The following is a 24894-nucleotide window of genomic DNA, read 5'->3' on the forward strand; positions in this document are numbered from 1 at the left end:
GCCATGACAGAGAACCCCAAAGCGGTCGGCTCGGTACTGGAATATCCGGCGCCGGGACAGATCCGCGCCTGGATGCGGGCGCATCCGATCGGGACCAGCATGCTGGTCGTCGGCGCGTTCCTATTCCTGCACCTGCCAGGGGTGGTCATTGCCGGGCTCATGCCGATCGAGTCCACGTGGGTCGTCATCGTCGGGGTGCTGTTTCAATCGGTGCTGATCTGGTTCCGCAACTACAAGCCTTGGCTCATGTACGTGCTGGCGGTCATCTCCGAATCCATTGTGGTGTTGCTGGTCAATGGCGCCAGTGGTGGCATGTCCATGTTCTTCCTGTCCTACACGTTGGGCAGGCGCTACGGCATCTGGCGTTCGGTGCTGTTCATCGTGCCGGGAACACTGCTCGTGATGACCTATTACCTCACCTTGAGCCCGGCAGAACTCGTTGAGGTCTTCGCGGAAGACGGACCGCCACCAGACACGACCTCTGAGGTCGGCCTGATGTTCGGGTTCTACGCCGGGATTCTGATCAGCATTTTGGTGTCCCTGCTCATTGCCGGGGTGGGTGACAATATTCGTCGTAGTCGGGCGTGGGAAGATAACGTGCGCCGCTGGGCGATCGAAACCCGACAGTTGGCCCAAGCTCAAGAACGCAACGAGATTGCCCGCGAGATGCATGACGTGGTCGCGCACTCCCTTTCGGTGATGATCTCACTGGCGGACGGGGCCAAATCCGCGATCGACCGCAACCCCGATCAAGCCAAGGAAGTCCTGGGCCATGCCTCGGCGGCGGGACGGTCCGCACTCGCGGACATGCGCCGCATGATCGGCATCCTGCGTGCCGCAGACACCACCGAATTCGCGCCCCAACCCTCCGAGGCAGGTCTGCCCCAGCTATTGGAGAACTTCCAGCAGGCGGGTTTGCCCGTGCGTTTCAGTTCCGAGGGGGACCCGCTGCCGGAGTCGAAGACCCGGCAGTTGACCGTCTACCGGATCATCCAGGAATCGCTCACCAATGCGTTGCGCTACGCGCACAACGCCACAGAGGTTCATGTTCGGCTGCTTCACGAGCCGGAAAAGATTACCATTACGGTCACCGACAACGGCACATCGAGCACAGACGTCAAGTCGGTCGGCGCCGGCCAAGGTTTAGCAGGCATCAAGGAACGAGCTGCGCTCTACGGCGGGGTGGCCACGGCCGGCCCACGCCGTTCCGCCACCGGCCAAGGTTTAGCAGGCATCAAGGAACGAGCTGCGCTCTACGGCGGGGTGGCCACGGCCGGCCCACGCCGTTCCGCCACCGGCCACCGGATCGGCTGGCACGTCCACGTTGAATTACCTTCTCAAGAAGAGAGCTAGTCATGTCCGAACCCATCAAAGTCCTCCTTGTCGATGATCAGAACTTGCTGCGCACGGGCTTTCGGCTCGTGCTGGAAGGCGACCCCGAGATCACGGTGGTCGGCGAAGCCGGCGACGGGTCCGCGGCCATCGACGCGGTCGCAACCTTCGCCCCGGATGTGGTGCTCATGGACGTGCGCATGCCCACCATGGACGGCATTACCGCCACCGGCCACATCATCGAGGCGCACCCGGAGGTCAAAGTCATCATTCTGACCACCTTTGACTTAGATGAATACGCCTTCTCCGGACTCCAGGCCGGGGCCTCGGCCTTCCTGCTCAAAGACGTGCCTCCGGAAGAACTCATCCAAGCCGTCAAGGTGGTAGCTTCCGGGGATGCCGTGGTGGCGCCCCGGGTCACGGCCCGCCTTCTAGAAACCTTCGTGCGTGGCGCGGAGAAGCACGACCAGAAATCGGCGACAGAAACCACGGCTGAAGAAGATCCGTTGCTGAATGAGCTCACCGAGCGGGAGAAAGAAGTGCTCATGCTGGTGGCCGCGGGCAAATCTAACCAAGAGATCGCCGTCGAGCTGTTCCTGTCGATCTCCACCGTCAAGACCCACGTGCGCGGCATTCTCGCCAAACTGTACTTGCGGGACCGAATCCAGGCCGTGGTCTACGCCTATGAGACCGGATTGGTTGTGCCCAGCCAAGGTCTGGACTACTAATTAAGGTATGGCTGAAAAAACACCACACCAGAACGTAACCTTCGACTCTGCCGGTGGCACCGCTCACGGTTATCTGGCAATCCCTGATGCCGGCTCCGGTCCCGGTGTTATCGTCATCCAAGAGTGGTGGGGGCTGACCGACCACATCAAAGACGTCTGCGACCGCCTCGCCGCGGAAGGCTTCGTAGCCCTAGCCCCAGACCTCTACGGCGGATCCATCACCCACGACGGTGAAGAAGCCGGTGAGATGATGGCCAACCTCCCAGAAGACAAGGCCGCCGAGCTGCTGGCCGGGGCCGTGGACTACCTCATCGAATCCACCGATGTCACCTCCCACACCGTTGGCGCTATCGGCTTCTGCATGGGCGGCGGATTCGTTCTGCAGCTGGCCAACCAGCAAGGCGAAAAAGTCTCCGCAGCAGTGCCGTTCTACGGTGTCGGCCAGGGTGTGCCGAACGACTTCTCCGGTGTCCGCGCAGCCGTACAGGGCCATTACGCCGAACAAGACGACTTTTACCCGGTCCAAGAGGCCCGCATGCAGGAGCAGCAGATCCGCAATGAGGCTGACACCGAGGTGACCTATTACTACTATTCGGCCCCGCACGCGTTCCACAATGATGAGAACCCGCAGGGCAACTACCGCCCGCTGGAAGCCGAAACCGCATGGAAGCGTGCAGTCGAATTCCTGCGCGAGAAGGTCAAGTAATTCAGGTGGATGCACCCGCCCTGCGGATCCGCCATGTCCCGGGCATTTTCCCGGACAAGTGGTTTAGCCGCTGGCGCGAACGCTTCTCTATTGAGCTGGATGCCGGAGCTTTCACGGCAGACCAAGAGCCGAACGCCATGCTTGCCGGCGCAGACGCTGCGCTCGTGCGGGTGGCCGCGCTGCCGTCCCAGCAGCGCGGCGCTTGGTACCCGGTAGGCCCGGGCATCGGGATTGAACAGCCCAGTGACGACTTCCACTTCCTGCCGCTCTACACCGAGAACGCGGCGGTGATATTTCACAAAGAAGACCGCCTGGCTGGGTGGGCGCCGGACGCCGAAGTCCCAGTCGAGAAACTGGCTGAGGTGAACCTGATCGACTGGCGAGACTATCCCGAGTCCGTGGGCGGCGCCCCCATGGGCGTGGAGGTCGTCGCGACCGGGGCCGCCGCGGCAGTCGTCCCGTTTTCCCTCGTCCGGGGCCACAACCACGAAGACGTGCGCTCGCGGATGATCCAGCTTCCCGAGCCGGACACCAATGTTCCGCAAGACAACGCAGCGGAGCAGGTGCTGTGGCGGACCGGTCTGCTGTGGCACCGAGCCGGTGAAGAACACCCCTTGCTGCAAGACTTCATTGGGATCTTGCGCGGACGCTCAGCCACCAGCTCACGGCAACCAACCGTCCGAGCCGCCGAACGGGAAGCCAAGAAGTCCAAACAGCGGCAGTCGAATAAGTTCCGCTCGCGAGCCCAGGGCGGTCGGGCCAAGAACGCCCGACGATCGCGCGGCCGTCACCGATAACCTTTTGGTAGCGTAAAAGGATGAACGCTGCAGCCTCTTCCTATGGCAAGATTCCAGCGGACCAGCCTTTCGTGCCGGTCCTGCTCGGTGGGGACATCGGTATCTACGCTTACGCCCGCGAATTTCATCAAGCCTACGGAGTGATCTCCAAAGTCGTCTCCGCTAACGAGAACTGGCTCATCTCCGACTCGGTCGCGATCGATCCCGTCATCGTTGGCCCCATGGTCGACGAAGATGTGGTCATCCCGCAGCTGATCCAATTGGGCCGCCAGCTCACCGAGGACAACAACCGGCCGTTGCTGCTGCTCTCCGGGTTCGATCACTTGGTGAAAATGATCGTCAAGCACCGCGATGACCTCTCGATTTGGTACACCATCCCGTACCCGTCCTTGGACGCCATTGAAAAAGCCTCTGACAAAGTCAGCTTCCAACAGCTATGCCGTGAACTGGACATCCCACACCCGCGCACCCTCACCATTGACCTTGGTGCCGCAGCCTCTCGACAAAACCCCATGGACACCCGGGTCGCGGGCATCAGCTCAGCTTTGAACCGTGCCGGTTTGGGCTGGCCGGTGATCGTGAAACCGGCAGACTCGGGCAAATGGGCTTCTGCCGCATTCGAGAACTGGCAGAAGGTCTATGTGATCAACAGCCTCGATGAGATGCTGGCCCTGTTCGTCGAAGCTCAGGGCGCCGGCTACGACGGGGTCCTGCTCATTCAGGAGTACGTCGGCGGTGGGGATGAGAACATGCGCCTGCTGTCCTGCTTCCTCGACGCAGACCAGAATGTCCGGCTCTCCGCCTACGCAGAAGTGGCGCTGGAAGACCACAACAAGGGCACCGAAGGTAACTCGCTGGTGATCCTCTCCGGAGAAGATGCAACCGTCCAAGAACACGGCGCCAAGATCCTGAAAGCCTTGGGCTGGGAAGGGTTTGCGATGTTCGACCTGAAAGTCGACCCGAAAGACGGGCAAGCCAAGTTCTTCGAACTCAATCCACGCCTGGGCCGGAACCACATGTACATCACCGCCGCCGGGGAAAACCCCGCAGAATGGTTGGTCCGGCATTACCTGCCGCAGATTGACGCCACCCCGCTCCCGGAGTCGGTCAACTTGACGGGTCCGTCGGGTTACACGGTGCTGCCGCTGGCCGCCACCTACCGGCAAGGCAGCCCCGAGCAGCAACGCCGGCTCAAAGCGCTCGGCAAAGCGTTGCTGAACCCCTACCACTACGAGGCGGAGACCAGCAGCAAACGTAAGTTCACGGTCTTCTCCCGGCAAGCCAAGTGGGCGCTGGACGCCTTCCGCCGCTAAGTCTGGACTGGGTTTCAGTGAAGTACTACGTGTATGCGGTCATGGAGGTTCGAGACATCGCCACCTCGGCGGCCGTGGTGGACTTCTTCAAGGTCTGCGCCTCCTACGAAGAGGCCCTTGACGTGTACCGTCAACAGGTCGGCGAACCGAGAACCATCGAACGCGTCGAGTCCGAAAACGGGGTGCACTGGGCCATCGATAAAGATGAGTCCGGCACGGCTGCGATCGTCCGCTACGTTCTGGAGGGCGAACTGGAGCAGGGCTAGTTGGCCTTGAATCGCTAGCTCGAATCCTGCGGTAAGTTCGAAGTGTTCACCGGCGTGAGGTCTAGTCGACGCCGAGCGGCCATACGACGCTGCTGGACTGTAAAGAACATGATCTTGATGAAACCGTTTTCGGCGATCTCACTGAACGTCGCACCCCGGTTCGTTTTCCTCAGTTTTTATCTGGTCGCCGCCGGCACCATTCCGCTCATCTTCAACGGCTGGTCGGTCGAACGATCCGAACCCTCGTGGCCGACATTGGTTGTCGGGATTTCGGCCTGGTCGTTGAACTTCGCGGCGATCATCTACTACACCGTCTTGCCGGATCTAGCGTTGCGCAAGCTGCGCAGCCACGGCCAGCAGGTGCTGGCCGAGGTCATCGAACGCAGGCACCACGACAGCGGGACCCAGCTTCAGCTGCGTTTCACCAACCTCGCAGGCACAACCATCATCAGGGACTTCTTCGACCTCTGCCTGAGAGGAAGCGAGCAGGAACGTGATCAGCAATTGCAGCTCCAACGGAGCGGACACCAGCTCCTGGTGCCGCTGTGGCTGAACCCCAGAGTGAAACAACCGGCATTCGGCTTTGCTTATCAAACCGGGTGGCGAAGCTGGCCCGAGCTGCGGTTCGGCTTGCTGCTGATCGCGGTGACCATGTTTTCTCTCCTGTTCCCGGCGGTCATCGCCGCGCTACGGGACCCGCAGCTCGGCCACGAGCTTGGGCAGCTCGTCCTCGTTACGGCAGCGTGGCCGGCCATGCCGCTGGTTAACCTTGCGCTGCTGTGGATGTATTTCAGTCACGCCGCCGGCCCCGTCGGGCCAACCAAGCTCCCGGTCGACCTGTTCCACCTCGCCGGCGTACCAGCCCAGACGGAGTCGCTTCACTGGGAACGCCGCGGGTATTCCGGTGACTTGCCGCTCTACACCATCACCGTGCGGTACCGGGACGCGGCGGGTCAGCTACAACAGACTCGTTTCAGCGCCACCGGTCGGGCCACGACGAAAGCCCAAGAACCGGAAGAAGAGCAAGAGCTGGAGCGGATGCCGCAACGCCGAAAGATCCTCTACCTGGCACAGGACCAGCGGCACATCCTGTTTCGAGATCAACCTGACGGGATGTTCATGTAGCCGGTCGCGACACGCCTTAACGCCAGTGGCGGTCAGTTGAGAAGGTCGAACCTTTCAACTGACCGCCACGGTGCGTATTCGTAGCAGTTCGCCGCTTACTGGAAGAGCTGCACTGCCCGCTGCAGGGTGGTGACGATGCCGTACAGCAGTGGCACGGAGATCAGCACCCAACCAATGATCAGGTTGACAGTCTGGCTGCCGCCCTTGACCTCAGCGTTTTCATCGAAATGCTGTTGTTCGGTCGTCATGATTAGCGACCCCCTTCATTCGAAACGAGCTCAGCGTCTTCTTTTTCTGGCTCATGGAACTTCGGATCAACCGGCTTGACCAGCAAGTTGGCGATGAAACCAATGACCAGCAGACCAACCATGGTCAGCAGCACTGGCTTGTAGTTCTCCGCTGTCATGGTGCCCGGTTCGCCCTGGGCATCCAGCAGGCCGTTCACAATCAGTGGGCCGAGGATACCGGCGACCGACCAAGCGGTCAGCAGGCGGCCGTGAATAGCGCCCACCTGGTAGGTACCGAACAGGTCCTTCAGGTACGCCGGGATGGTCGCGAAGCCACCGCCGTAGAAGGACAGCATGATGAAGGCCAGCAGCACGAACAGCCACATGGCCGAGGAGCCCCACATGGCCAAGGTGAAGTACACAACTGCACCGACACCCAGGTACATCATGTAGGTCGGCTTACGGCCGATGATGTCCGAGGTAGAGGACCAGACGAAACGGCCAGCCATGTTGGCGATGGACAGCACGCCCACGAAACCGGCTGCCACCGCAGGGATCACGGAGCTGTTGCCGTCAGAGCCGCGGAAGAAGTCCTGAATCATCGGGGAAGCCTGCTCCAGCAGACCAATACCAGCGGTGACGTTGAAGCAGAGCACAATCCAGAGGAACCAGAACTGCTTGGTCTTGATCGCGTTCTTCGCCGAAACATTGGCGGTGGTGATCATCTTGTTGTCGGCGTTTTCCTTCGGGGTCCAGCCCTTCGGCTTCCAGCCCGGCTGCGGCAAACGCATGTTGATCACGCCGTACATCATGAAGATGAAGTAGACGATACCCAGAGTCAAGAACAGCTTGCCGACCGCGTCACCAGAAGGTGGGACACCTTCAGCGGAGGTCGGGTCAAAGATGCGCAGCAGCTGCGAGGACAGCGGGGACGCCACCAGTGCACCGCCACCGAAGCCCATGATAGCCATACCGGTGGCCATACCCGGCCGGTCCGGGAACCACTTCATGAGCGTGGATACCGGTGAAATGTAGCCGATCCCTAAACCGATGCCGCCGATGAAGCCGTAACCCAGATACAGCAGCCAGAGCTGCTGGGTGAAGATACCAAGGGAGCCAACCAAGAAGCCGGTTGCCCAGAAGCAGGCGGAGACGAACATGGCCCGGCGTGGACCGTGCTTCTCCACCTAGGTGCCCATGACGGCAGCGGAAATACCGAGCATACCGATAGCGATCGAGAAGATAATACCGATCGCGGTCTGGGAAACTTGGAAATGTTCAATCAGCGAGTTCTTGTACACGCTGGTCGCGTACGCCTGACCGATGGCCAAGTGCACCGACAGGGCAGCCGGTGGGATCAACCACCGGTTAAAATTAGCGGGTGCGTAAGAACGCTCCCGGGCGAGAAACGCCATGATGTTCTCCCTCAAAATGTGCGAGCAGAAAAATTACGTATGCTCGACTTTATAGTGCGGCATTGATCCCAGTCGTAGAGTCAACTGCTCAGTAGTCTAACGACGTTCGATTATAAGCAGAAGACCTAAGTCTGCTGAAGATTGTCGAATTCCTTGATAACATTTCACATTTTTAAGAGCCGGAGGAGTCCATGGCAGCCGAGCGGGAAGAGGGGCAATCGCGGACCCGAGGTGCCCAGACGTTGGCGCGTGGATTGCGGGTTCTGAAGTTCGTGGCGGCAGCGGATGACGGTGTCACGATCGGCCAAGTTGCAGACTTCGCGCAGATTCATCGCTCCATGGCGTACCGAATTTTAGAGGCTCTGGTTGACAGCGCGTTGGTCACTCGCGCTGCCTCCGGTCGCTATTACGGGGCCTCCGGGCTGCTGGCGCTGGGGCGCGGTGGCTATGCGGGGCTACGCCAGGCCGGATTGGAGCCGGTGCAAACGGCCGCGAATCAACTCGGTGTGACCTTGGCGCTGCTGGTTGCTGAGGGTGCCGCCGGTCGGGAGAACGCCACCGCGGTCTTGGTGTGCGCTCCGGCAACTCTGGGATTTCACATCACCTTCGCCGAAGGGTCCTCGCATCCGCTGCATCTTGGTGCCGCCGGTGCCGCGTTGACCGCCATCCTCGAGGGCGGTCCGCTGGAGACGCACTACACCACCTACGGTGAAGTGGAGCCGTACATGTACGGTCTGGCCGTGCCGGTCGTTCTCGGCGGTTCGGCCCCGGCCGCCTGCTTGGTCGCCATCAGTCAGCGAGAGACGGATCCGGAGAGATTTGTGCCGGTGATGACGCAAGCGGTGGAACAGATCGTCACCGAGAGCTGATTCGTCGAGGGTCTCGTTCCGCTGCGCGGCACGAATACTTTCCTGGCGCCAGGCGTGACGGCCATCATAGCTGTAACGTGTACTAGATGAATATCTTTGTGTACTAATTGCACAGAAAGAGGTGAGTGATGGCTGCAGCTGCAAAACATGTGGGTATCAACCCGGTTGAGGTGCTCCAGACGGAAGTGATCATCGTCGGCGCCGGTCCGGTCGGGCTGATGCTGGCCAACCTGTTGGGCAAGTTCGGTCGCAAGGCCATGGTTTTAGAGACCTTGCCGTCCCTGATCGATTACCCGCGCGGTGTGGGTTTGGATGATGAATCGTTCCGCACCATTCAGGCGGTCGGGTTGGATGGGCAGGTGCTCCCGCACACCAATCCGCAGCACATCATGCGCATCGTCAATGCCAACGGCACCGTCATGCTGGTGAACAACCCGCAGACCAAAGAGTTCGGTTGGGACCGCAAACACGGCTTCATCCAGCCCGAAGTCGACCGGGTCCTCTACGAGGGCCTTGACCGTTTCAAGGATATTTCGGTGTACTTCAACCACACGGTCGTTGACGCGGAAGAAGACGCTGACGGCGTCACAGCCGTCGTGAACGTCCTTGAGGATAACGGTGCCACCAAGACCATCCATGTGCGCGGCCAGTACCTCGTTGGCTGTGAAGGGGGTAAGTCCCCGACCCGTAAACGGATGGGTGTCAGCTTTGATGGGGAGTCCCCGTCCACCCGCTGGCTGGTCGTCGACGTGAACAATGACCCGTTGGGCACCCCGAATGTCTTCTTGGGTGCAGACCCGCACCGGCCTTACGTCTCGATCGGCCTGCCACACGCCGTGCGCCGCTTTGAGTTCATGCTGCACGATCACGAGTCAGAAGACCAAGTCACCGACCCGGACTTCGTCAACGAGTTGCTCAAGGACCACGTCCCAGACCCGTCCAATCTCGACTTCATCCGCCGCCGCGTCTTCACCCACCACGGTCGAGTCGCCGGTTCATTCCGCAAGGGCCGCCAGCTCATCGCGGGGGACGCCGCGCACCTGATGCCCGTCTGGCTTGGCCAAGGCTGGAACTCGGGTATGCGAGATGCCACCAACTTGGGGTGGAAGCTGGCCACCGTCCTTGCCGGAGACGCGGACGACGCTCTCTTGGATACCTATACCGCTGAGCGTCGCGATCACGCCGCTGCCATGGTCGAGTTGTCCCTGACCTTCGGAAAGTTCATCAAGATCACCAACCCGGTCGGAGCCAAGGCTCGGGATGCCGCATCCAAGGTCTTGAACCTGTTGCCGCAGGTCAAAGACTATTTCGCGTCCATGAAGTTCAAGCCCATGCCCCGCTACCACACCGGTGTATTGGTCGATCCGTCCACCCAACGTCCCGGCACCGCCGCCGCCAAGATCACGGCAAAGCTCACCCCGTTCCGGACGGCCAATAGCGACGTTTCTCCTGTCGGACTGCAGTTCCCGCAGCCGCTTGTCATGACTGACGCGCAGGGCGAGCAGAAACTCGATGATGCGATCGGACCGTGGTGGTCCGTGGTCGTCTGGGGCAACGACCCACACAAGGTGCTCCCGGAGGAGTCCATTCAGCAGCTCAAGGCGCTCGGCGCCAGCCTGGTGTGCATCGTGCCGCAAACCCAGCGCGACTTCTTGCAGGCACAGATCAGTGACGATGTCACGGTACTGGGCGATCATACCGGTGCGGTCAAGAAATGGTTCGACGACCGACCAACCCCGGTCGTGTTCCTGCGCCCTGACAAGTTCGTCGCCGGCGCCTGCCTGGTGCAGCACGCCCCCGCAACCTTGGCCGGGATCCTAGCGGCGATGCATCGCAGCCAGCAGGACGTGCACACCGCGTACTCCGCCCGCTAAGGAGAAGAGCGCAAGCGTACGCTAACCAATAAACAAGAACACACAGACAAGCAGGGTCTAGGTGCGCCGTTCAGGCCGGCCACCTAGACCCTGTGCTGTTTAAGTTCTCTGAATGGGCGGTTAGACCAGCTTGTTGCGCTGCTCGCCGATCCCCTCAATGCCCGCGGTGATCTCGTCTCCAGCCTTCAGCCATGGGTGACGACCCTCCTCGTTGCGGCGGCCAAGGGCGACACCAGCCGGGGTGCCGGTCAGAATCAAGTCACCTGCACGCAAGGTCGTGATTGTGGAAATATAGGCGACCAGCTCGGCCGGTGAAAACACCTGAGTGTCCAAGGTGTCATCTTGAACCGTTTCCCCGTTGACCGTGGTGTAGATCCGAGCGGCCGGATCAAACTCGTCAGCAGAGAGCATGTAAGGGCCCACCGGAGTCGTGGCGTCCCAGATCTTGCCCTGAAGCCACTCCATGGTGCGACCCTGGTAGCCGCGCATGGAAATGTCATTGGCGATTGTGTAACCGGCAATTGCCTGTGCCGCCTGATCTCCAGGGATGCGGCGGCCACCGGAACCGATCACGATCACCAATTCGGCTTCCCAGTCGATCCGGTGATCTTCTTCCGGGATCTGGATGTCGTCATGGGCGCCGGCCAGAGTGTCCGCGAACTTGGCGAACAGGGTCGGGAACTTCGGCGTTTCGTTCCCGGTCTCCTTGATGTGGTCGGCGTAGTTCAGCCCAACACAGATGGTCTTAGAAGGTGCGACCAGCAACGGCGCGAAGTCGGCGTTCTGCGCCGACACCGTCTGCAGGGATCCGTTATCGCTGGTGGCGGCTTTAATGGCTCGATCTTGTTCGGCAGCCGGAGCACGGAGAAAGGCCCCTACGTCCGCAAACCCCGGAAGCTCGACCAGTTCGTCCTCACGTAGCAGGGCTGCGAACGTTTCCGAGTGGGTGCTGCGAATCGTTGCCAGTTTCATAAGTCTCCTTGCAGATGGTTGATGTTGCTCCTCCGCACTCGCCCTACTGTACTGTGTTCCGGACCACAACCGTGCATGCGGCAAACGAGATATGACTTAACTCAGTCCGCATAGTATTCTTAACTACGTCTTGCCGTACAATTATGTTGGAGAGTCCATGATCACTCACTCGCGAAGTGCTGTTTCCCGCCTAATCACTGGCGTGATCGCGGCACTTGCCCTGCTGCTGAGCGGCTGCGCCGTCAACGAAGATGGTGCACCTCAGCGCGCAGCAGACGAACCTTTGACCGTGTTTGCCACCACCATGTATTTGGCGGATGCCGTCAAACGAATCGCACCCGATGTGGAGGTAACCACCATGGTTGGCCCTGGAGCCGACCCGCACACCTACCAGCTGTCCACCAAGGACATTGAGCGCCTCAATTCCGCCGACGTGGTTCTCTGGAATGGGCTGCACCTAGAAGCCGTGGCCGGCAAGGTGTTGGCCGAACAGGGTGATCGTCAATTGGCGGTTGCCGAGCAGCTGCCCACCGACGATCTCATCAAGGCCGGAGACGACGATGACTTTGGGGGCATGTATGACCCGCACGTCTGGAATGACCCGGACCTGTGGTCCCAAGTCGTGGAGTTCAGCGCAGAATTCCTCGGCAAGCACGATCCAGATAACGCCGAGCAATACCTTCAGAACGCCAAAGAATTCCAACAGGACATCGCCGAGCTTGATGCCAAAGCGCAAAAGCAGTTGGACACCATTCCGGAGGACCGTCGCGTGGTCATCACCGGTCATGACGCGTTCAACTATCTGGGGCGCGCCTACAACTTGGAAATCCGGGCCACCGACTTCATTTCAACGGAAGCGGAGCTGTCAGCAGCCGAGCTGTCTGAATTGGCTGACGTGATCGCCGAGCACGAGATCCCGGTGATCTTCCAGGACAACCAGAAAAATCCGCAGGCCATCACCTCGCTAAAAGAAGCGGTGACCGCCCGGGGCGGTGCTGTTGAGGTCTCGAGCGAAGAACTTTTTGCCGACTCCATGGGGCCAGAAGCACCCGTTGACACCTATCTAGGGGCATTTGCGCATAATGTTGAAACCATCGCCGAGGCGCTCGGCGAAACTGAGTAACCCTCCGTCAGCAGAGAAGATCCGTATGCAGTCCGAACACCCTGACTTAGCCCACCACGAAAGCGCCCCAGCCGTAACAGTGCGGGACTTGTCGGTGGCCTACCGGAACAACGTGGCGCTGCAGCATGCAAACCTAAGCGTGCCGACCGGGTCTGTGTTCGGGATTGTGGGACCGAACGGGGCGGGTAAATCAACCTTGCTCAACGGCATACTTGGGTTGATTCCCACTCTGCACGGCAGCGTGAAGTTTTTCGACCAACCTTTGCGGCGGGTTCGTAAACGGGTGGGGTACATGCCGCAGAACACCTCCGTGGACTGGGACTTTCCCACCACCGTCAAAGACGTGGTGCTGATGGGTACCTACCAGCGTCTGGGCTGGTTCCGCCGGCCCGGTTCGGCGGAGAAGGACATCGCCGGTGCCGCGATGGAACGCACCGGGGTGGCTGATCTGGCCAAACGACAGATCGGTCAGCTCTCCGGCGGCCAACGTCAGCGCGTGTTCTTAGCCCGAACCTTGGCCCAAGAAGCAGACATTGTGCTGCTGGATGAGCCATTCGCCGGCGTGGACGCCCGAACGCAGGCTGCCATCATCGATGTGCTGCACGGTCTGCGCGATGAAGGCAAGACGGTCGTGATGGTGCACCACGATTTGGGCACGATTCCGCAGTATTGCGATCATGTGGCGCTCCTGAACGGAACCGTCCTCGCCGCAGGCCCCGTGGAAACGACTTTCACGGACGCCAATGTAACCCAAACCTTCCAAACCCAACCGTGAGCAGACCTAGAAAGGAGTGAGCGTGACGCTGGTGGAGTTCTTCACGGACCACACCTTCATGATGGTCAGCCTTGGCACGGCCATCATCGGGTTGATCTCCGGTGCACTGGGCACCTACACCTATGTGCGCAAGCAAGCGCTCGCGGCCGACGTCATCGCCCACTCGGCCCTGCCGGGCACGATGGCAGCGTTCCTCATCAGCGTGCTGGTGCTCGGCATCGACGGCAGAACCATGCCGGTGTTGATCATCGGGGCGCTCGTCTTTGGCGGTGGCGCCATGTGGCTGACTGACTTCTTCACCCGCGTGTCCAAGGTCAACATGGATGCCGCCATGGCGATTGTGTTGGCTTCACTCTTCGGGCTGGGACTGCTGTTGATGAACCATATTTCTCGGGGTGATTACCCGGGTAAGGGCGGGATCAAAGATTATCTCTTTGGTAACGCCGCCACGTTGACCCGGGCGGATCTAGTGACTCTGATCCTCGTTGCTGGAGCTGCCGGGGTCATCGTGGCCCTGCTGTGGAAGGAATTCTTGGTCCAAGCCTTCGACCCGCGTTTCGCCCAGACCATTGGGCTGAAAGCCTGGTTCATTGACGGGGCCATGTTCACGACCATCACCTTGGCCGTCGTCATGGGCACCAAAGCGGTCGGCCTAGTGCTGATGGTGGCCTTCTTGATCACCCCGCCGGTCATTGCCCGGCAGTTTGTTGACCGGCTGTGGTCCATGATGCTGCTGGCCGGGCTGATCGGCGCCGGAACGGGTATGCTGGGATCTTATATTTCCGTGCAGCTGGGCAAAGTGCCCACCGGCCCGATCATCGTGCTGTTGCTCTTCGTGGAGTTCGTCTTGGCGTTGCTGATCTCACCGCGGCGCTCGGTTCTGCGGCAGCTCCAGTTGCGCAGGAAGTACCGGGCGGAGGTCTTGAGCAAATGAGCATTTTCCTCGCCGCCTTGCTGCTGACGCTGGCGACAGCCATCGTCACCGCGATTCCCGGGGTGTTTGTGGTGTTGCGCCGTTCGGCCATGCTGGTGGACGGGATCGGGCATGCGATCTTACCGGGCATCGTGGCGGGGTTCATCATCACCCACAATCTGGAGTCGCCGCTGCTGATTGCAGGGGCGGCCCTGTCCGGACTCGTCGTGGTGCTGGGTGCGGAACTGATTCAACGCACTGGCTTGGTCTCCGGGGACGCACCGCAGGGGCTCATCTTCCCGGCCCTGTTTGCTGCCGGTGTCTTGGCGATCACGGTCGGTTTCGGCGACATTCACCTAGATATCGACATGGTCATGCTCGGGGACGTGAACTTGGCGGCCTCCGGCCAATGGATCATCCATACCGGTGCCGGCGCTTATTCGTTGGGGCCAACATACCTGTACCTGATGCTGGTGATGGGCCTGATCAACGTTGCGTTCATTGTCCTGAACTACCGGCAGCTGAAGGTCACCACCTTTGACCCGGCCTTTGCGCGGGCAACCGGTATCCCGGCTGGGACCGTGAATGCGCTGTTCATGTTCTTGGTTTCGCTGACGGTCACTGCCGCCTTTGAGGCGATCGGAGCGGTCTTGGTGATCTCTTTGGTGGTGGCACCGGCTGCGACCGCTCAGTTGTTTGCCCAGCGACTGGTCACCATGTTTGCCCTGACCGCCGTCGTGGCGGTGGCAGTGGGAGCAGGCGGGTTCCTACTGGCCTACCAGCTGGACGCCCCGACATCGGCCATGATGGCGGTCAGCTACGGGGTCGTCTTCCTCGCGGCTCTGGGCCTGAGCCGCTGGCAGGAGAGGACCCGGTCGGCAACGGCCGGTTCAGCCCTTCGGAGGAGCCAAACAGGTAGGGCCCTTTCAGTAGACTGAACCCCATGAACATGTATTACCCGCCTTCGGTTCGTACCCGAACTGCGCCCGACTTGAAAGACGCCAACATCGGTCCGGGACGATTCTGGTGGATGGATACGGTCACGCTGATCGCCTATCCGGTGTTGATGGTTGGTGGCATGTTCGCGCTGGCACCGGTGATCTTGCGGCTCTCAGATGCCGGAGTTGGTTTGGAAGCGCTCACCTTCGGTGCCAACGCCGTCGTGTACTTGGTGCTGGTTATCTTGGTGCTGATCGCCGCAGGGAAAGATCTGAAGCGATCCATGCCGGGCAAAGGACGCTTCTCACCGGTACACCTGCTGTGGATCCCGGTTGCGTGGCTTGGCTCGATCGCCATTTCGATCGGGCTCGCCGCGGCCGCCGGCGGGGTGCAACAAAGCCTGAACCAAGAAAGCATCCAACAGATGACCACGGCGGCACCGTTCTGGCTCATGTTCATCGTGGTGGTCCTGATGGGCCCGCTGGTCGAAGAGTACATCTTTCGTCATCTGCTGATCGGTAAAGTCAGCCGCCGATTCAAGATCGAATGGCTCATGGTGGCCATCTCCGCACTCGCCTTTGCCTCGATCCACTTCATCAGCGGCGGGGACCTATCCTTCCAAGCCCTTGTGCCGTATCTGGGCCAAGGCATCGCGATCGGTATCTTCTATGTGCTGATGCGCAAGTCGCTTTTTATGGCGTGGTTGCTGCACGCTCTCAACAACTTTGTTGCCTTAATCCTGCTGTATGCCACCCAGGGCATGGGCCTAGATACGGAAGTCAGCGTCGCGTGGCTGGGGTGGGCAGGGGTGCTGCTGTCGCTCTAAGCTGGGGCCATGACTTCAGCGGATTGTTCCCCCGAATCCGAAAATTCGGGGGCTGTGCCACCGCCGTCCATTTTGGGGCGGCAGATTATTGCTCTTGCGCTACCCGCCTTGGGGGCGCTCATTGCCGAACCGATTTTCCTGCTGGCCGACGCGGCCATCATTGGGCGGCTCGGCGTGCCACAACTGGCAGGCTTCGCCCTCGGCTCGGTACTGATCCAAACCGTAGTCGGCATGATGATCTTCTTGGCCTACTCCACCACCTCATCGGTGGCACGGGCCGTCGGCGCACGCCGTGAAGGGCTGGCGCTGGCCATGGGCCGGGACGGTCTTGCCGTCGCCTTCATTCTCGGTTTGGTCCTAGTTGCCGGCGGGGCGCTCTTCGCGGGGCCAACACTTCAGCTTATGGGTGGAGAGGGCGACACTTACCGGTATGCCGCCGACTACGTGTTGGCCTCCCTGCCGGGCTTGCCCGCCATGCTCTTGGTGTTGGCCGCCACCGGTTTGCTGCGCGGGTTCCAAGACACCAAGACACCACTGGTCGTGGCTGCGGCCGGCTTCGGCGCGAACATCGCCCTGAACCTGTTGCTGGTGTACGGTTTCCAGCTGTCCGTTTTTGGCGCCGGTCTTGGCACCTCGATCGCCCAATGGGGCATGGCCATTGCCTACCTGTGGATCATTCTGCCGCGCATGCGCGCCGCAGATGTGCGCTTCCGACCGACCCGTGCCGGCATGCTTGCGAACACGAAGGTCGGCTCGTGGTTGATGTTGCGGACCGCCTCCATGCGCGTGGCTTTCCTCATTACGGTGTGGGTGGCGACCGACCTTGGAGACACGATTCTGGCCGCCCACCAGCTCATCATGACGGTGTACTCCACGCTTGCCTTTGTGCTGGATGCGCTCGCGATTGCAGCCCAAGCCATGATCGGTAAGGAACTCGGGGCCGGAAGGCTCAACGTTGCCAGCACCTTGAACAAGACCATGATGCGCTGGGGTATCTACTTCGGCATCGCCACCGGCCTGATTCTTGGGCTGCTGGCACCACTGATTGCCCCGCTGTTCTCACCAGATCAAGGAGTGCAGGAGGCCTTTACGGTCGGCATGTGGGTGCTGGCCGTGTCCCAGCCGGTGGCTGGACTGGTTTTCGTCCTAGACGGCGTGCTGATTGGCGCGGGGGATGCCCGCTACTTGGCATTGGCCGGTGTGATCAACTTGGCGATCTACGTGCCGGCTCTGGTGGCCGTGGTTGCCAGCCGTCCCGAAGGCTTGGCAGCCATCGTGTGGTTGTGGGTTGCTTTCGGGATCGTCTACCTGGGTGCGCGCGCAGCCACGCTTGCGTGGCGGGTCCGCAACGAGAAGTGGATGGTCGCGGGGCTGGGCTGAGTTTTTACACTCCGCCCAGCTTCCGGGTCTAAACTGGAACCCATGGCTGCACTCCCAACTGATCCTGCACTCGCGCGTGCGCTGACCCGACCTGTCTTTTTGCGCGCGTTGATCGCGGCGCTGTTCGCGATTCCCACGATCTTCATCTTCTCGCTCGACAACACCTATCTGCGCTTTGGAGCAGCCGCGCTGTTTGTGTTGACCGCGTCTCAGATCTACGATCACGTCAAAGTGAGCACGGCGCATGCGCCGAAGGCCTCTGTGCCGATTCAGCTCCCGCAGTTGTTGGCCGCGATTGTGCTCATGCTCGGCGGCGTGGGCATGCTGTTTGTCACGACACCGCAGCTTGAAGCGATTGTCATCGGCGGCACGCTGGGGATAGCCGGTGTGGCTGAAGTGGTCGCCTACTTTCGGGGGCGGTCCAGCTTTTGGCCGGCCCGTGACTTCTTGGTCATCGGCATCGCTCATGCCGGTACCGGTGTGTTCCTGCTGTTGGCCAACCAGCTCAACGAGCACGGCATCCTTGGGGTGCTGGCAGGCGGCATGCTCATCGTCGCGGTCTTCGGTCTGATTACGACTTTTGGCTACCGTTACGAAGCCAAGCGAGAAACCGCCGAATCATCGACCACCGCAGCAGGCGAGTCAACCCTGTAGCCTGCCTCACAGAGTTTTCGACCCTCGATCGAAAAGGCCTAGACTAGATCATTGGGGATCTTCAGAAAGGTTATTTAGTGTCAGCCAAGAACAAAGAGCCAAAGAGCTACCTATCGACCATTAAGGCGCCACTGATCTTCTCATTGGTGCTTGCTTTGGTGGCGTTCTCGGTTGTCTCCATCACCTCTGCAGGTGGGTCCGCCGACGGTTGGCGGATTGACCTGGGTCTGATCGCCTTCGGCGTCACCTTCGCCGCGTCCCTAGTCCTTGTGTCCATGATGTCCATGGCCGCCAAGGACAATCCGTCCTCGATCTCTGAAGGTGCCGGTATTAACCGCCGCTCGGAAGACGTGTTCCGCCGCCAGCAGGCCGAACGCGCCCGCAAAGAAGCTGAAGAGCGCGCTGCCAACCGTGCCAAAAAGGACGAGGAAGACGGCAAGAGCGCCTAGAACCCCAACATTTTGAGCAAAACGGTCCGGACATTCTCCGGGCCGTTTTCGCGTATATGACAACGAAGGTGCGGGCCAGACTTTGCTGACCCGCACCTTTGTGTGTGCGTCGAGAGCGCTTACCGCGTAAGCGTTACTGAGCCCTTACTTGGAGATGACGTCTCCGGAGCCGGCGTCAACCTTGACCTTGGTCTCGGTGGTGCCGTCCTTGAACTTCACTTCCCAGACGGACTTGTTGTCTTCCCATTCCAGTTCGACTTCGTCGACCACGGCGGAGTCGCCTGCTTCACCGCGGGCGGCCTTCACGGCGTCCACGATGGAAACGGTGGCGCCTTCAAATTCCTTCAGGTCGTCGCCATCCAGGGTGTCATCCTGCTCGTTCTTGGTAACGGTCGAGCCGTCTACGTCAATGTCGATCTCATGCTTGACGTTGTTGCCGTCAACAACATCGATCTCGTAGGCATCTGGGCCGTCGCCTTCATCGAACTCGTAGTCGATGGCCTTGGAGCCAGAAACTTCGCCTTCGGCAACCTTGATGACGTCTTCAAACTTGTCATCGCCGGTGGCCTGGTTGTCGTCAGTGGTTGCGGTCTGGGTGTCCTCGGTGGTTGGGGACTGGTCGTCAGTGGTGGTTTCGGTTGGAGAAGCCGCCACGGATGCGGTGTCATTCGTCGGTGTCGGGCTCTCGGTTGCATTGTTGTCCGTGGCGCAGGCGCTCAGCGCGAGAGCGGCTGCGGCGGCCAATGACAAAGCGCCGACGAAACGTGAAGATTTAGCGTTGTTATCCATGACTTCTCCTTTTTGGGGAAATGCTTGCGCCCGCGCCAGAAGCGCGGTACTGATTCCATCAAACCAGAAAACATAAGCTCGCTGAAGATTTTGTTGCCGTTTTTTGCGTGAGAATCTTCTTATTCTTCCCTGCGCGAAACTCGTGGATAGGATGTGGCTGTGACCACTTCTACCCGCGCCAGCTTGCCGATTCTGGTGGCGCTCATCTCCGCAGCCACCTTTGCGTTGTCCGGTGCCACCGCGTCCGCGATTGTGGCCTCCGGGTGGACCTCCGGTGCGGCGGTGGCTGCAAGGTTGAGTCTTTCCGGACTCGTGCTGTTGCTGCCGGCGGTGTTGATTGCACGGAAGCAGTGGCCGGTGGTTCGGGCGAACTGGAAGGTCATCGTGGCCTTCGGTCTGGCGGCCATGGCCGGCATGCAGTACTTCTACTTTGTGGCTGTCTCCCGCTTGGATGTGTCGGTCGCCTTGTTGATCGAGCACATGGCGCCCCTGCTGATCGTGGGGTGGATCTGGTTCCGCACCGGCATCGCCCCGCGCGGACTGACCATCATCGGATCGCTGCTCGCCCTAGTCGGTCTGGCATTGGTTATCGGGGTTATTGAGAATCTGCTGGGTGAGGGGATCGAGCTCGACGCGCTTGGCGTGATCGCGGCGCTGCTGTCTGCGGTCTGTCTGGCCCTGTACTTCGCGATCGGAGCCAGAGATACCGGCGGTTTGCACCCGATCGTGATGACCTGTGGCGGCATGTTCGTGGGTTCGGCTGCAATCGGTTTATTGTCTCTGGTCGGCATTTTGCCGTTCGCCATGACCGCGAACCCGGTCGAGTTCACCTCCAAGTTCGGTTACGCCGAGTTGCCGTTCTGGGTGCCACTGGTGGTGTTGGTATTGCTGGCGACCGTGACCGCCTACATCACCGGCGTGTACTCGGCCCGTTTCCTTGGCTCCACGTTGGCGTCCTTTATCTCCTTGACCGAAGTCATGTTCGCGACTTTGTGGGCGTGGCTTTTCATCAGCCAGGATCTGAAACCTTCGCAGCTGTTCGGCGGTCTGTTCATCCTTGGTGGCATTATTTTGATCAAGTTGGACCACGGCCGGAACCAACCGAGTATCACTCACGACTAGTTGATTGTGGCACTAGTCACAATGTGTCGGGACGCGCGGCGTTCATGAACCGAAGAATCCGTCCGCGGCGGTGAAAAGCGGTAAGTTTGGTTAAATCTTTTGTCAAAAAGACGGACCCCCAAAGATCCTGCGCGGTGCCCTTTGCGCAGACAACATTGGAGAATTAATGACCACTGCAGCTACCTCTGCCGTCGGCGGGGCCACCAAGAGTGCTGGCCACGTTATCGTCGACTCGCTCAAAGCCCACGGTGTAGACCGCACCTGGATTGTGCCCGGCGAATCTTTCCTAGACGTCCTCGACGGCCTGTATGACTCCGGGATTGAAACCATGGTGTGCCGCCACGAAGGTGGCGCAGCCTATGCGGCTGAAGCCGACGGCAAGCTCAGCGATATCCCGGGTGTCGCCATGGTGACCCGAGGCCCCGGTGCCGCCAACGCACACGTCGGCCTGCATACCGCCTGGCAGGATTCCACCCCGATGGTCCTGTTCGTCGGCCTGATTCCTTTTGCCGACCGCGACCGCGAAGCCTTCCAAGAATTCGACATTCGCGCCTGGTTCAACACCGGCGCCAAGCGCGTCATGGTGCTCGATCAGGCTGAACGCGCCTCCGAGATCGTCGCCGAGGCCTTCTTCGCCGCCAAGTCCGGCCGCCCTGGTCCGGTCATTGTCGGCCTGCCAGAAGATGTCATTCAGGAACAGATCTCCCCGGAACTTCACCCGGTCATCCCGGTGGCGGTCGGCGGCATGGTCCGCGACGACTACCAAGACCTGCAGGAAGCTCTGGCCAAGTCCGAGAAGCCACTGGTCGTCACCGGTGGCTCCGACTGGACCGAAGAGTGCGCCGCTAAACTGACCGCCTGGCTGGAAGAGCACCGGATCCCGGCCGCCGCCGAATGGCGCACTCAAGGCGTCGTCCCATCCGGTTCGGACTGCTACGTGGGCCCGATCGGCTACGGCCGGCCACGACCCTCCATTGACATTCTGGAAGCCACCGACTTGGTGATCTACGTGGGCACGGTGCCCGGGGATGTGGTCACCTCCGGCTACATGGCCCGCCAAAACTGGGAGAACACCAACTTCTTGGTGACCATCGATACCTCCCTGCGCGGCCGCTCCGGCCCGGTCACCAAGCACATCGTGGCCAAACCTGCCGGTTTCGTCGAAGACTTGGTGAACCTCAAAGTCGAGACCAAGGACTCTTGGGACCAGTGGCGCGGGGTCATGCGACGCGAACAGGAATCCTTCGCGGCGCTGCCACCGGCAGACGCCAGCGATGTCACCGCCACCATGGACGCCATGATGGCCCACTTGGTGCCTCAACTGCCGGAGGACGCCATGGTCACTTTCGGTGCCGGCGAGCACACCAACTGGGCGCACCGCTACTTCCCAACCCGCACCTTCCGCTCCTTGGTCTCCTGCGGTAACGGCTCCATGGGCTACTCTGTGCCCTCGGCCATTGCCGCGTGCAAGATGTTCCCGGAGAAGTTGGTCGTCACCATCGCCGGTGACGGCGAGTTCATGATGAACGCCAACGAGCTCGCGACCGCAACCCAGTACGGGGCGACGCCACTGGTGATCGTGATGGACAACGCCGAATACGGCACCATCCGCACCCACCAGGAACGCCACTACCCGGGACGCATCTCCGGCACCCAGCTGGTCAACCCGGACTTCGCCATGATGGCCGACTCCTACGGTGGCGTCGGCTTCTCCGCCAGGACCAACGCGGAGATCCCGGCAGCTATTGACGGGGCGCTGGCCGCCATCAAGGATGGCAAGTTCGCACTGATCCACCTCTTCGTGGAACAACGCGCAGCAGCGTACTAACTTCTTTCAGGGCCACACTTACGGGCCTACTGCTAGGCTCGTAAGTACCCCCGGTGGGGTGGCTGAATGGTAGGCAACGACCCGCAAGGTCGTGCATGCAGGTTCGAATCCTGCCCCCACCTCTACGTTTGACATGCAACGAGACCTGCCGTCGGAAGATGCAGGTGCGCGGACTCCGAACGCCTCGCGCAGTTTGCTCGTCGTTTTTTCGACTTCGGCGAGAATCGGAGCGTCAGACTTATCGACGATGTATCTCGTGCCTTGTTCCAAGCTGCGGTGGGGGGCTTGAATTGGCGGTAGCGGTCCAAAGATGGCAAAGCTCCAACGTTTTCTTGACGGCTGCGATTACAAAGCCTTGTCTAAAAGTGGCTATGGTCTCAATAATCAGTCATTGGCCGCCATCCCGATTCGGCTTAGCTTGCTTGGCCTGACCTCTGTTATTCCCTCGTGTGAGCAACGAGTCAACCGTGACGTACTATGACAGTGCACTGGTTGTCATGTCACTATTCACCCTATTCTGAGACAAAATACATCATTTTAGAAAGGTCATGAATCCCGTGGCTGAAGAAAAAACACAGAGAAGGTTCAAACTTCCTTCCTTCGGCGCCCAAGTCCTGATCGGTCTGGCGCTTGGCGTACTCCTAGGATGGTTGGCTCTGCAGATCGGCCCGACCGGCCCTGACGGTGAGAGCCCGAACTGGCTGACCACCACCCTATCTACCATTGGCTCCACCTTCATCTCGCTGCTCCGAGCGATCGTGCCACCGCTGGTGTTCACCGCGATCGTGGCCTCTATTGCCAACCTGAGGCAGGTCACCAACGCGGCCCGTCTGGCCGGACAAACCTTACTCTGGTTTGCCATTACCGCGCTGATCTCCACCGGCATCGGCATTGCTCTGGGGCTGCTGGCCAAGCCGGGGTTCAACACTAACATCGATGCCTCCCAAGCCGCCGCGCCGAACCGGACCGGTTCCTGGTTGGACTTCCTCACCGGCCTGCTGCCGACCAACTTCTTGGCCCTCGGCATCCGCGGCGGGGATGAACCAAGCCTGAACTTCAACGTGCTGCAGATCGTGGTCATCGCGCTTGCGATCGGCATCGCCGCGCTTCGCACCGGCAAGAAAGCCGAGCCGTTCCTGACCTTCAACCAGTCGGCGCTGGACATCATCCAGACCGTGCTGTGGTGGATCATCCGGCTGGCCCCGCTGGGAACCGTGGGCCTGATCGGTAACGCCGTGGCATCCTACGGCTGGGATCTGCTCGCACCACTAGCCACTTACACTGTAGCCATCTATGTCGGTCTGGTGCTGGTGCTCTTCGGTGTCTACCCGCTGGTGCTCAAGTTCAACGGCCTGTCAGTCCGCCGCTTCTTCGCTGGCGCCTGGCCGGCGATCCAGCTGGCCTTTGTCTCCCGCTCCTCGCTGGGCACCCTGCCCGTGACCGAGCGCGTCACCGAGCGCAGCCTCGGAGTGCCGCGGGCCTATACCTCCTTCGCAGTGCCGCTGGGGGCCACCACCAAGATGGACGGTTGCGCCTCCATCTACCCGGCGATCTCCGCGATCTTCATTGCGCACTTCTTTGGGCTGGATCTCAGCTTCACCGACTACGTGCTGATCGTCTTTGTCTCCGTCGTGGGGTCTGCTGCCACCGCGGGGCTGACCGGCGCGATCGTCATGTTGACCCTGACCCTGTCCACTTTGGGTCTGCCGCTGGAAGGCGTCGGCCTGCTGCTGGCCATTGACCCGATCCTAGACATGGGTCGCACGGCTGTAAACGTCGCCGGACAGGCGCTGGTGCCGACTGTCGTGGCCAAGCGCGAGGGCATCCTAGACGAGCAGAAGTACAACTCGGCCACTGGCGCCGATGTGGTGGGCGCTCAGTCGGAGCCAGAACAGGCTGAAGCTAAATAGTCGAGGCCAACTAAAAGTCATTCGTCGAAACACTTGAGCCTAGTAGCGGCTCCACTTGCGGCGAACGCTGCCGAGCATAATCCAGTGTTGTCGAACATGCGGGTAACGCTTAGCATCGATCCGCAGGGCGACGGCACCGAGGTTGGCTCGGATACGGTGATTTCGGCCGATACCGCGTTGACCTTCCATGCTGATTGCATCATTCTCGGAGCCACAAACAAGAGGGGCACTTTCGTAGTACAGCTGCCGGAGACCTTCCGTTTGAGCTCGAGCGAGCCGTTTACCTTGAAGAACTTGGCCGGAACCACCTTGGCCAACTGCCAATCCGTGGCCCCGGCCGCCGCGTTGGCCTTCACCATTGTGGACGGTCCGCATCAACGATATAGGCGGTAGTATCTGGTTCGCCTGCTACCTGGATCACAAGGACGATGGCACGGACGTCATCTGGACCGTGGTTAACTGGCTCATCGTAAAAATGAGTGTATTTTGGTTCTGAATCCGCCGGTGTCCAGGAGTGCTCTGGTGATGTAGTGCAGCAGGTTGCGGAAGCCCAGAGCGGTGC

Annotated in this window: 24 protein-coding genes, 1 tRNA gene and 1 pseudogene; 22 read left to right on the forward strand and 4 right to left on the reverse strand. The window is 60.5% G+C overall.

Annotation, left to right across the window (positions count from 1 at the left end; all coding sequences use genetic code 11):
- Nucleotides 1–3: 3 nt before the first annotated feature.
- The 7 genes from ACFFFR_RS09025 to ACFFFR_RS09055 all read left to right on the forward strand — a co-directional run bounded on the left by ACFFFR_RS09025 (nt 4) and on the right by ACFFFR_RS09055 (nt 6267).
- Nucleotides 4–1353 (forward strand): sensor histidine kinase, encoded by a 1350-nt coding sequence (locus ACFFFR_RS09025; RefSeq protein WP_377459731.1) that lies wholly within the window; start codon nt 4–6, stop codon nt 1351–1353.
- A gap of 2 nt (nt 1354–1355) precedes the next feature.
- A complete protein-coding gene (locus ACFFFR_RS09030) occupies nt 1356–2060 on the forward strand; it encodes a response regulator (RefSeq protein WP_377459733.1) in 705 nt (234 codons plus the stop codon).
- A gap of 7 nt (nt 2061–2067) precedes the next feature.
- On the forward strand, nt 2068–2766 hold the full coding sequence (locus ACFFFR_RS09035) for a dienelactone hydrolase family protein (RefSeq protein ID WP_377459735.1): 699 nt from the start codon (nt 2068–2070) through the stop codon (nt 2764–2766).
- Nucleotides 2767–2771: 5 nt separating this feature from the next.
- The gene (locus ACFFFR_RS09040; RefSeq protein WP_377459737.1) at nt 2772–3563 is read left to right on the forward strand and encodes a hypothetical protein; all 792 of its coding nucleotides are present in this window, start codon (nt 2772–2774) and stop codon (nt 3561–3563) included.
- A gap of 20 nt (nt 3564–3583) precedes the next feature.
- Entirely contained in the window at nt 3584–4876 is a 1293-nt protein-coding gene (locus ACFFFR_RS09045; protein WP_377459739.1) for a carboxylate--amine ligase, read from the forward strand.
- Between the two features lie 17 nt (nt 4877–4893).
- A complete protein-coding gene (locus tag ACFFFR_RS09050) occupies nt 4894–5142 on the forward strand; it encodes a hypothetical protein (RefSeq protein ID WP_377459741.1) in 249 nt (82 codons plus the stop codon).
- A gap of 117 nt (nt 5143–5259) precedes the next feature.
- Nucleotides 5260–6267, forward strand: coding sequence for a hypothetical protein (locus ACFFFR_RS09055; protein ID WP_377459743.1), 1008 nt, complete (start codon nt 5260–5262; stop codon nt 6265–6267).
- 95 nt (nt 6268–6362) lie between these two features.
- Here the strand turns inward: ACFFFR_RS09055 and ACFFFR_RS09060 are convergent, their stop codons facing one another.
- Complete coding sequence (locus ACFFFR_RS09060) at nt 6363–6515, reverse strand: MFS transporter small subunit (protein ID WP_377459745.1); 153 nt, start codon at nt 6513–6515, stop codon at nt 6363–6365.
- A 2-nt stretch (nt 6516–6517) separates the two neighbouring features.
- A pseudogene (locus tag ACFFFR_RS09065) lies at nt 6518–7909 on the reverse strand (OFA family MFS transporter).
- Between the two features lie 191 nt (nt 7910–8100).
- On the opposite strand from ACFFFR_RS09065, the gene ACFFFR_RS09070 reads away from it, so the two are divergent.
- The gene (locus ACFFFR_RS09070) at nt 8101–8778 is read left to right on the forward strand and encodes a helix-turn-helix domain-containing protein (RefSeq protein ID WP_377459747.1); all 678 of its coding nucleotides are present in this window, start codon (nt 8101–8103) and stop codon (nt 8776–8778) included.
- A gap of 128 nt (nt 8779–8906) precedes the next feature.
- Nucleotides 8907–10652 (forward strand): bifunctional 3-(3-hydroxy-phenyl)propionate/3-hydroxycinnamic acid hydroxylase MhpA, encoded by a 1746-nt coding sequence (gene mhpA / locus ACFFFR_RS09075; protein ID WP_377459748.1) that lies wholly within the window; start codon nt 8907–8909, stop codon nt 10650–10652.
- A gap of 120 nt (nt 10653–10772) precedes the next feature.
- On the opposite strand, the gene ACFFFR_RS09080 is transcribed toward mhpA, so the two are convergent.
- Complete coding sequence (locus ACFFFR_RS09080; RefSeq protein ID WP_377459750.1) at nt 10773–11624, reverse strand: fumarylacetoacetate hydrolase family protein; 852 nt, start codon at nt 11622–11624, stop codon at nt 10773–10775.
- Nucleotides 11625–11781: 157 nt separating this feature from the next.
- Between ACFFFR_RS09080 and ACFFFR_RS09085 the strand changes: the two genes are divergently transcribed.
- From ACFFFR_RS09085 to ACFFFR_RS09120, 8 genes are all read left to right on the forward strand, one after another.
- Entirely contained in the window at nt 11782–12747 is a 966-nt protein-coding gene (locus ACFFFR_RS09085) for a metal ABC transporter substrate-binding protein (RefSeq protein WP_377459752.1), read from the forward strand.
- A gap of 25 nt (nt 12748–12772) precedes the next feature.
- Nucleotides 12773–13522 carry a metal ABC transporter ATP-binding protein gene (locus tag ACFFFR_RS09090; RefSeq protein ID WP_377459754.1) on the forward strand — a complete coding sequence of 250 codons (750 nt, stop codon included), beginning with the start codon at nt 12773–12775 and terminating at the stop codon, nt 13520–13522.
- Between the two features lie 22 nt (nt 13523–13544).
- Nucleotides 13545–14456, forward strand: coding sequence for a metal ABC transporter permease (locus ACFFFR_RS09095; RefSeq protein ID WP_377459756.1), 912 nt, complete (start codon nt 13545–13547; stop codon nt 14454–14456).
- Nucleotides 14453–15373, forward strand: coding sequence for a metal ABC transporter permease (locus ACFFFR_RS09100; protein WP_377459758.1), 921 nt, complete (start codon nt 14453–14455; stop codon nt 15371–15373). Before ACFFFR_RS09095 ends, ACFFFR_RS09100 begins: the two co-directional genes overlap by 4 nt.
- 5 nt (nt 15374–15378) lie before the next feature.
- Nucleotides 15379–16200, forward strand: coding sequence for a CPBP family intramembrane glutamic endopeptidase (locus ACFFFR_RS09105; RefSeq protein ID WP_377459760.1), 822 nt, complete (start codon nt 15379–15381; stop codon nt 16198–16200).
- A 9-nt stretch (nt 16201–16209) separates the two neighbouring features.
- On the forward strand, nt 16210–17580 hold the full coding sequence (locus ACFFFR_RS09110; protein WP_377459762.1) for an MATE family efflux transporter: 1371 nt from the start codon (nt 16210–16212) through the stop codon (nt 17578–17580).
- Between the two features lie 42 nt (nt 17581–17622).
- A complete protein-coding gene (locus ACFFFR_RS09115) occupies nt 17623–18234 on the forward strand; it encodes a hypothetical protein (protein WP_377459764.1) in 612 nt (203 codons plus the stop codon).
- 77 nt (nt 18235–18311) lie between these two features.
- On the forward strand, nt 18312–18683 hold the full coding sequence (locus tag ACFFFR_RS09120) for a hypothetical protein (protein ID WP_377459766.1): 372 nt from the start codon (nt 18312–18314) through the stop codon (nt 18681–18683).
- 144 nt (nt 18684–18827) lie between these two features.
- Here the strand turns inward: ACFFFR_RS09120 and ACFFFR_RS09125 are convergent, their stop codons facing one another.
- Nucleotides 18828–19472, reverse strand: coding sequence for a PepSY domain-containing protein (locus ACFFFR_RS09125; RefSeq protein WP_377459768.1), 645 nt, complete (start codon nt 19470–19472; stop codon nt 18828–18830).
- A 159-nt stretch (nt 19473–19631) separates the two neighbouring features.
- On the opposite strand from ACFFFR_RS09125, the gene ACFFFR_RS09130 reads away from it, so the two are divergent.
- The 5 genes from ACFFFR_RS09130 (at nt 19632) to ACFFFR_RS09150 (ending at nt 24725) form a co-directional block, all read left to right on the forward strand.
- On the forward strand, nt 19632–20594 hold the full coding sequence (locus tag ACFFFR_RS09130; protein WP_377459770.1) for an EamA family transporter: 963 nt from the start codon (nt 19632–19634) through the stop codon (nt 20592–20594).
- Between the two features lie 166 nt (nt 20595–20760).
- The gene (locus ACFFFR_RS09135) at nt 20761–22422 is read left to right on the forward strand and encodes a thiamine pyrophosphate-dependent enzyme (RefSeq protein ID WP_377459771.1); all 1662 of its coding nucleotides are present in this window, start codon (nt 20761–20763) and stop codon (nt 22420–22422) included.
- A gap of 52 nt (nt 22423–22474) precedes the next feature.
- Nucleotides 22475–22544 (forward strand) — tRNA-Cys (locus tag ACFFFR_RS09140).
- A gap of 426 nt (nt 22545–22970) precedes the next feature.
- Nucleotides 22971–24332: a dicarboxylate/amino acid:cation symporter gene (locus tag ACFFFR_RS09145; protein WP_377459773.1), complete on the forward strand. Its 1362-nt coding sequence runs from the start codon at nt 22971–22973 to the stop codon at nt 24330–24332.
- A gap of 96 nt (nt 24333–24428) precedes the next feature.
- Entirely contained in the window at nt 24429–24725 is a 297-nt protein-coding gene (locus tag ACFFFR_RS09150) for a hypothetical protein (RefSeq protein WP_377459775.1), read from the forward strand.
- Nucleotides 24726–24894 lie beyond the last annotated feature (169 nt).

Source organism: Micrococcoides hystricis, from assembly GCF_042434215.1.
Classification (GTDB): domain Bacteria; phylum Actinomycetota; class Actinomycetes; order Actinomycetales; family Micrococcaceae; genus Micrococcoides; species Micrococcoides hystricis.

What these genes read in the sequence shown, in the direction of transcription:
- ACFFFR_RS09030 (WP_377459733.1), top strand. Translation starts at nt 1,356, where the DNA reads ATGTCCGAACCCATCAAAGTCCTCCTTGTCGATGATCAGAACTTGCTG.
- ACFFFR_RS09145 (WP_377459773.1), top strand. Translation starts at nt 22,971, where the DNA reads ATGAATCCCGTGGCTGAAGAAAAAACACAGAGAAGGTTCAAACTTCCT.
- ACFFFR_RS09135 (WP_377459771.1), top strand. Translation starts at nt 20,761, where the DNA reads ATGACCACTGCAGCTACCTCTGCCGTCGGCGGGGCCACCAAGAGTGCT.
- ACFFFR_RS09105 (WP_377459760.1), top strand. Translation starts at nt 15,379, where the DNA reads ATGAACATGTATTACCCGCCTTCGGTTCGTACCCGAACTGCGCCCGAC.
- ACFFFR_RS09090 (WP_377459754.1), top strand. Translation starts at nt 12,773, where the DNA reads ATGCAGTCCGAACACCCTGACTTAGCCCACCACGAAAGCGCCCCAGCC.
- ACFFFR_RS09085 (WP_377459752.1), top strand. Translation starts at nt 11,782, where the DNA reads ATGATCACTCACTCGCGAAGTGCTGTTTCCCGCCTAATCACTGGCGTG.
- ACFFFR_RS09100 (WP_377459758.1), top strand. Translation starts at nt 14,453, where the DNA reads ATGAGCATTTTCCTCGCCGCCTTGCTGCTGACGCTGGCGACAGCCATC.
- ACFFFR_RS09115 (WP_377459764.1), top strand. Translation starts at nt 17,623, where the DNA reads ATGGCTGCACTCCCAACTGATCCTGCACTCGCGCGTGCGCTGACCCGA.
- ACFFFR_RS09080 (WP_377459750.1), bottom strand. Translation starts at nt 11,624, where the DNA reads ATGAAACTGGCAACGATTCGCAGCACCCACTCGGAAACGTTCGCAGCC.
- ACFFFR_RS09070 (WP_377459747.1), top strand. Translation starts at nt 8,101, where the DNA reads ATGGCAGCCGAGCGGGAAGAGGGGCAATCGCGGACCCGAGGTGCCCAG.
- ACFFFR_RS09035 (WP_377459735.1), top strand. Translation starts at nt 2,068, where the DNA reads ATGGCTGAAAAAACACCACACCAGAACGTAACCTTCGACTCTGCCGGT.
- ACFFFR_RS09045 (WP_377459739.1), top strand. Translation starts at nt 3,584, where the DNA reads ATGAACGCTGCAGCCTCTTCCTATGGCAAGATTCCAGCGGACCAGCCT.
- ACFFFR_RS09125 (WP_377459768.1), bottom strand. Translation starts at nt 19,472, where the DNA reads ATGGATAACAACGCTAAATCTTCACGTTTCGTCGGCGCTTTGTCATTG.
- ACFFFR_RS09025 (WP_377459731.1), top strand. Translation starts at nt 4, where the DNA reads ATGACAGAGAACCCCAAAGCGGTCGGCTCGGTACTGGAATATCCGGCG.
- mhpA (WP_377459748.1), top strand. Translation starts at nt 8,907, where the DNA reads ATGGCTGCAGCTGCAAAACATGTGGGTATCAACCCGGTTGAGGTGCTC.
- ACFFFR_RS09060 (WP_377459745.1), bottom strand. Translation starts at nt 6,515, where the DNA reads ATGACGACCGAACAACAGCATTTCGATGAAAACGCTGAGGTCAAGGGC.
- ACFFFR_RS09055 (WP_377459743.1), top strand. Translation starts at nt 5,260, where the DNA reads ATGAAACCGTTTTCGGCGATCTCACTGAACGTCGCACCCCGGTTCGTT.
- ACFFFR_RS09110 (WP_377459762.1), top strand. Translation starts at nt 16,210, where the DNA reads ATGACTTCAGCGGATTGTTCCCCCGAATCCGAAAATTCGGGGGCTGTG.
- ACFFFR_RS09150 (WP_377459775.1), top strand. Translation starts at nt 24,429, where the DNA reads ATGCGGGTAACGCTTAGCATCGATCCGCAGGGCGACGGCACCGAGGTT.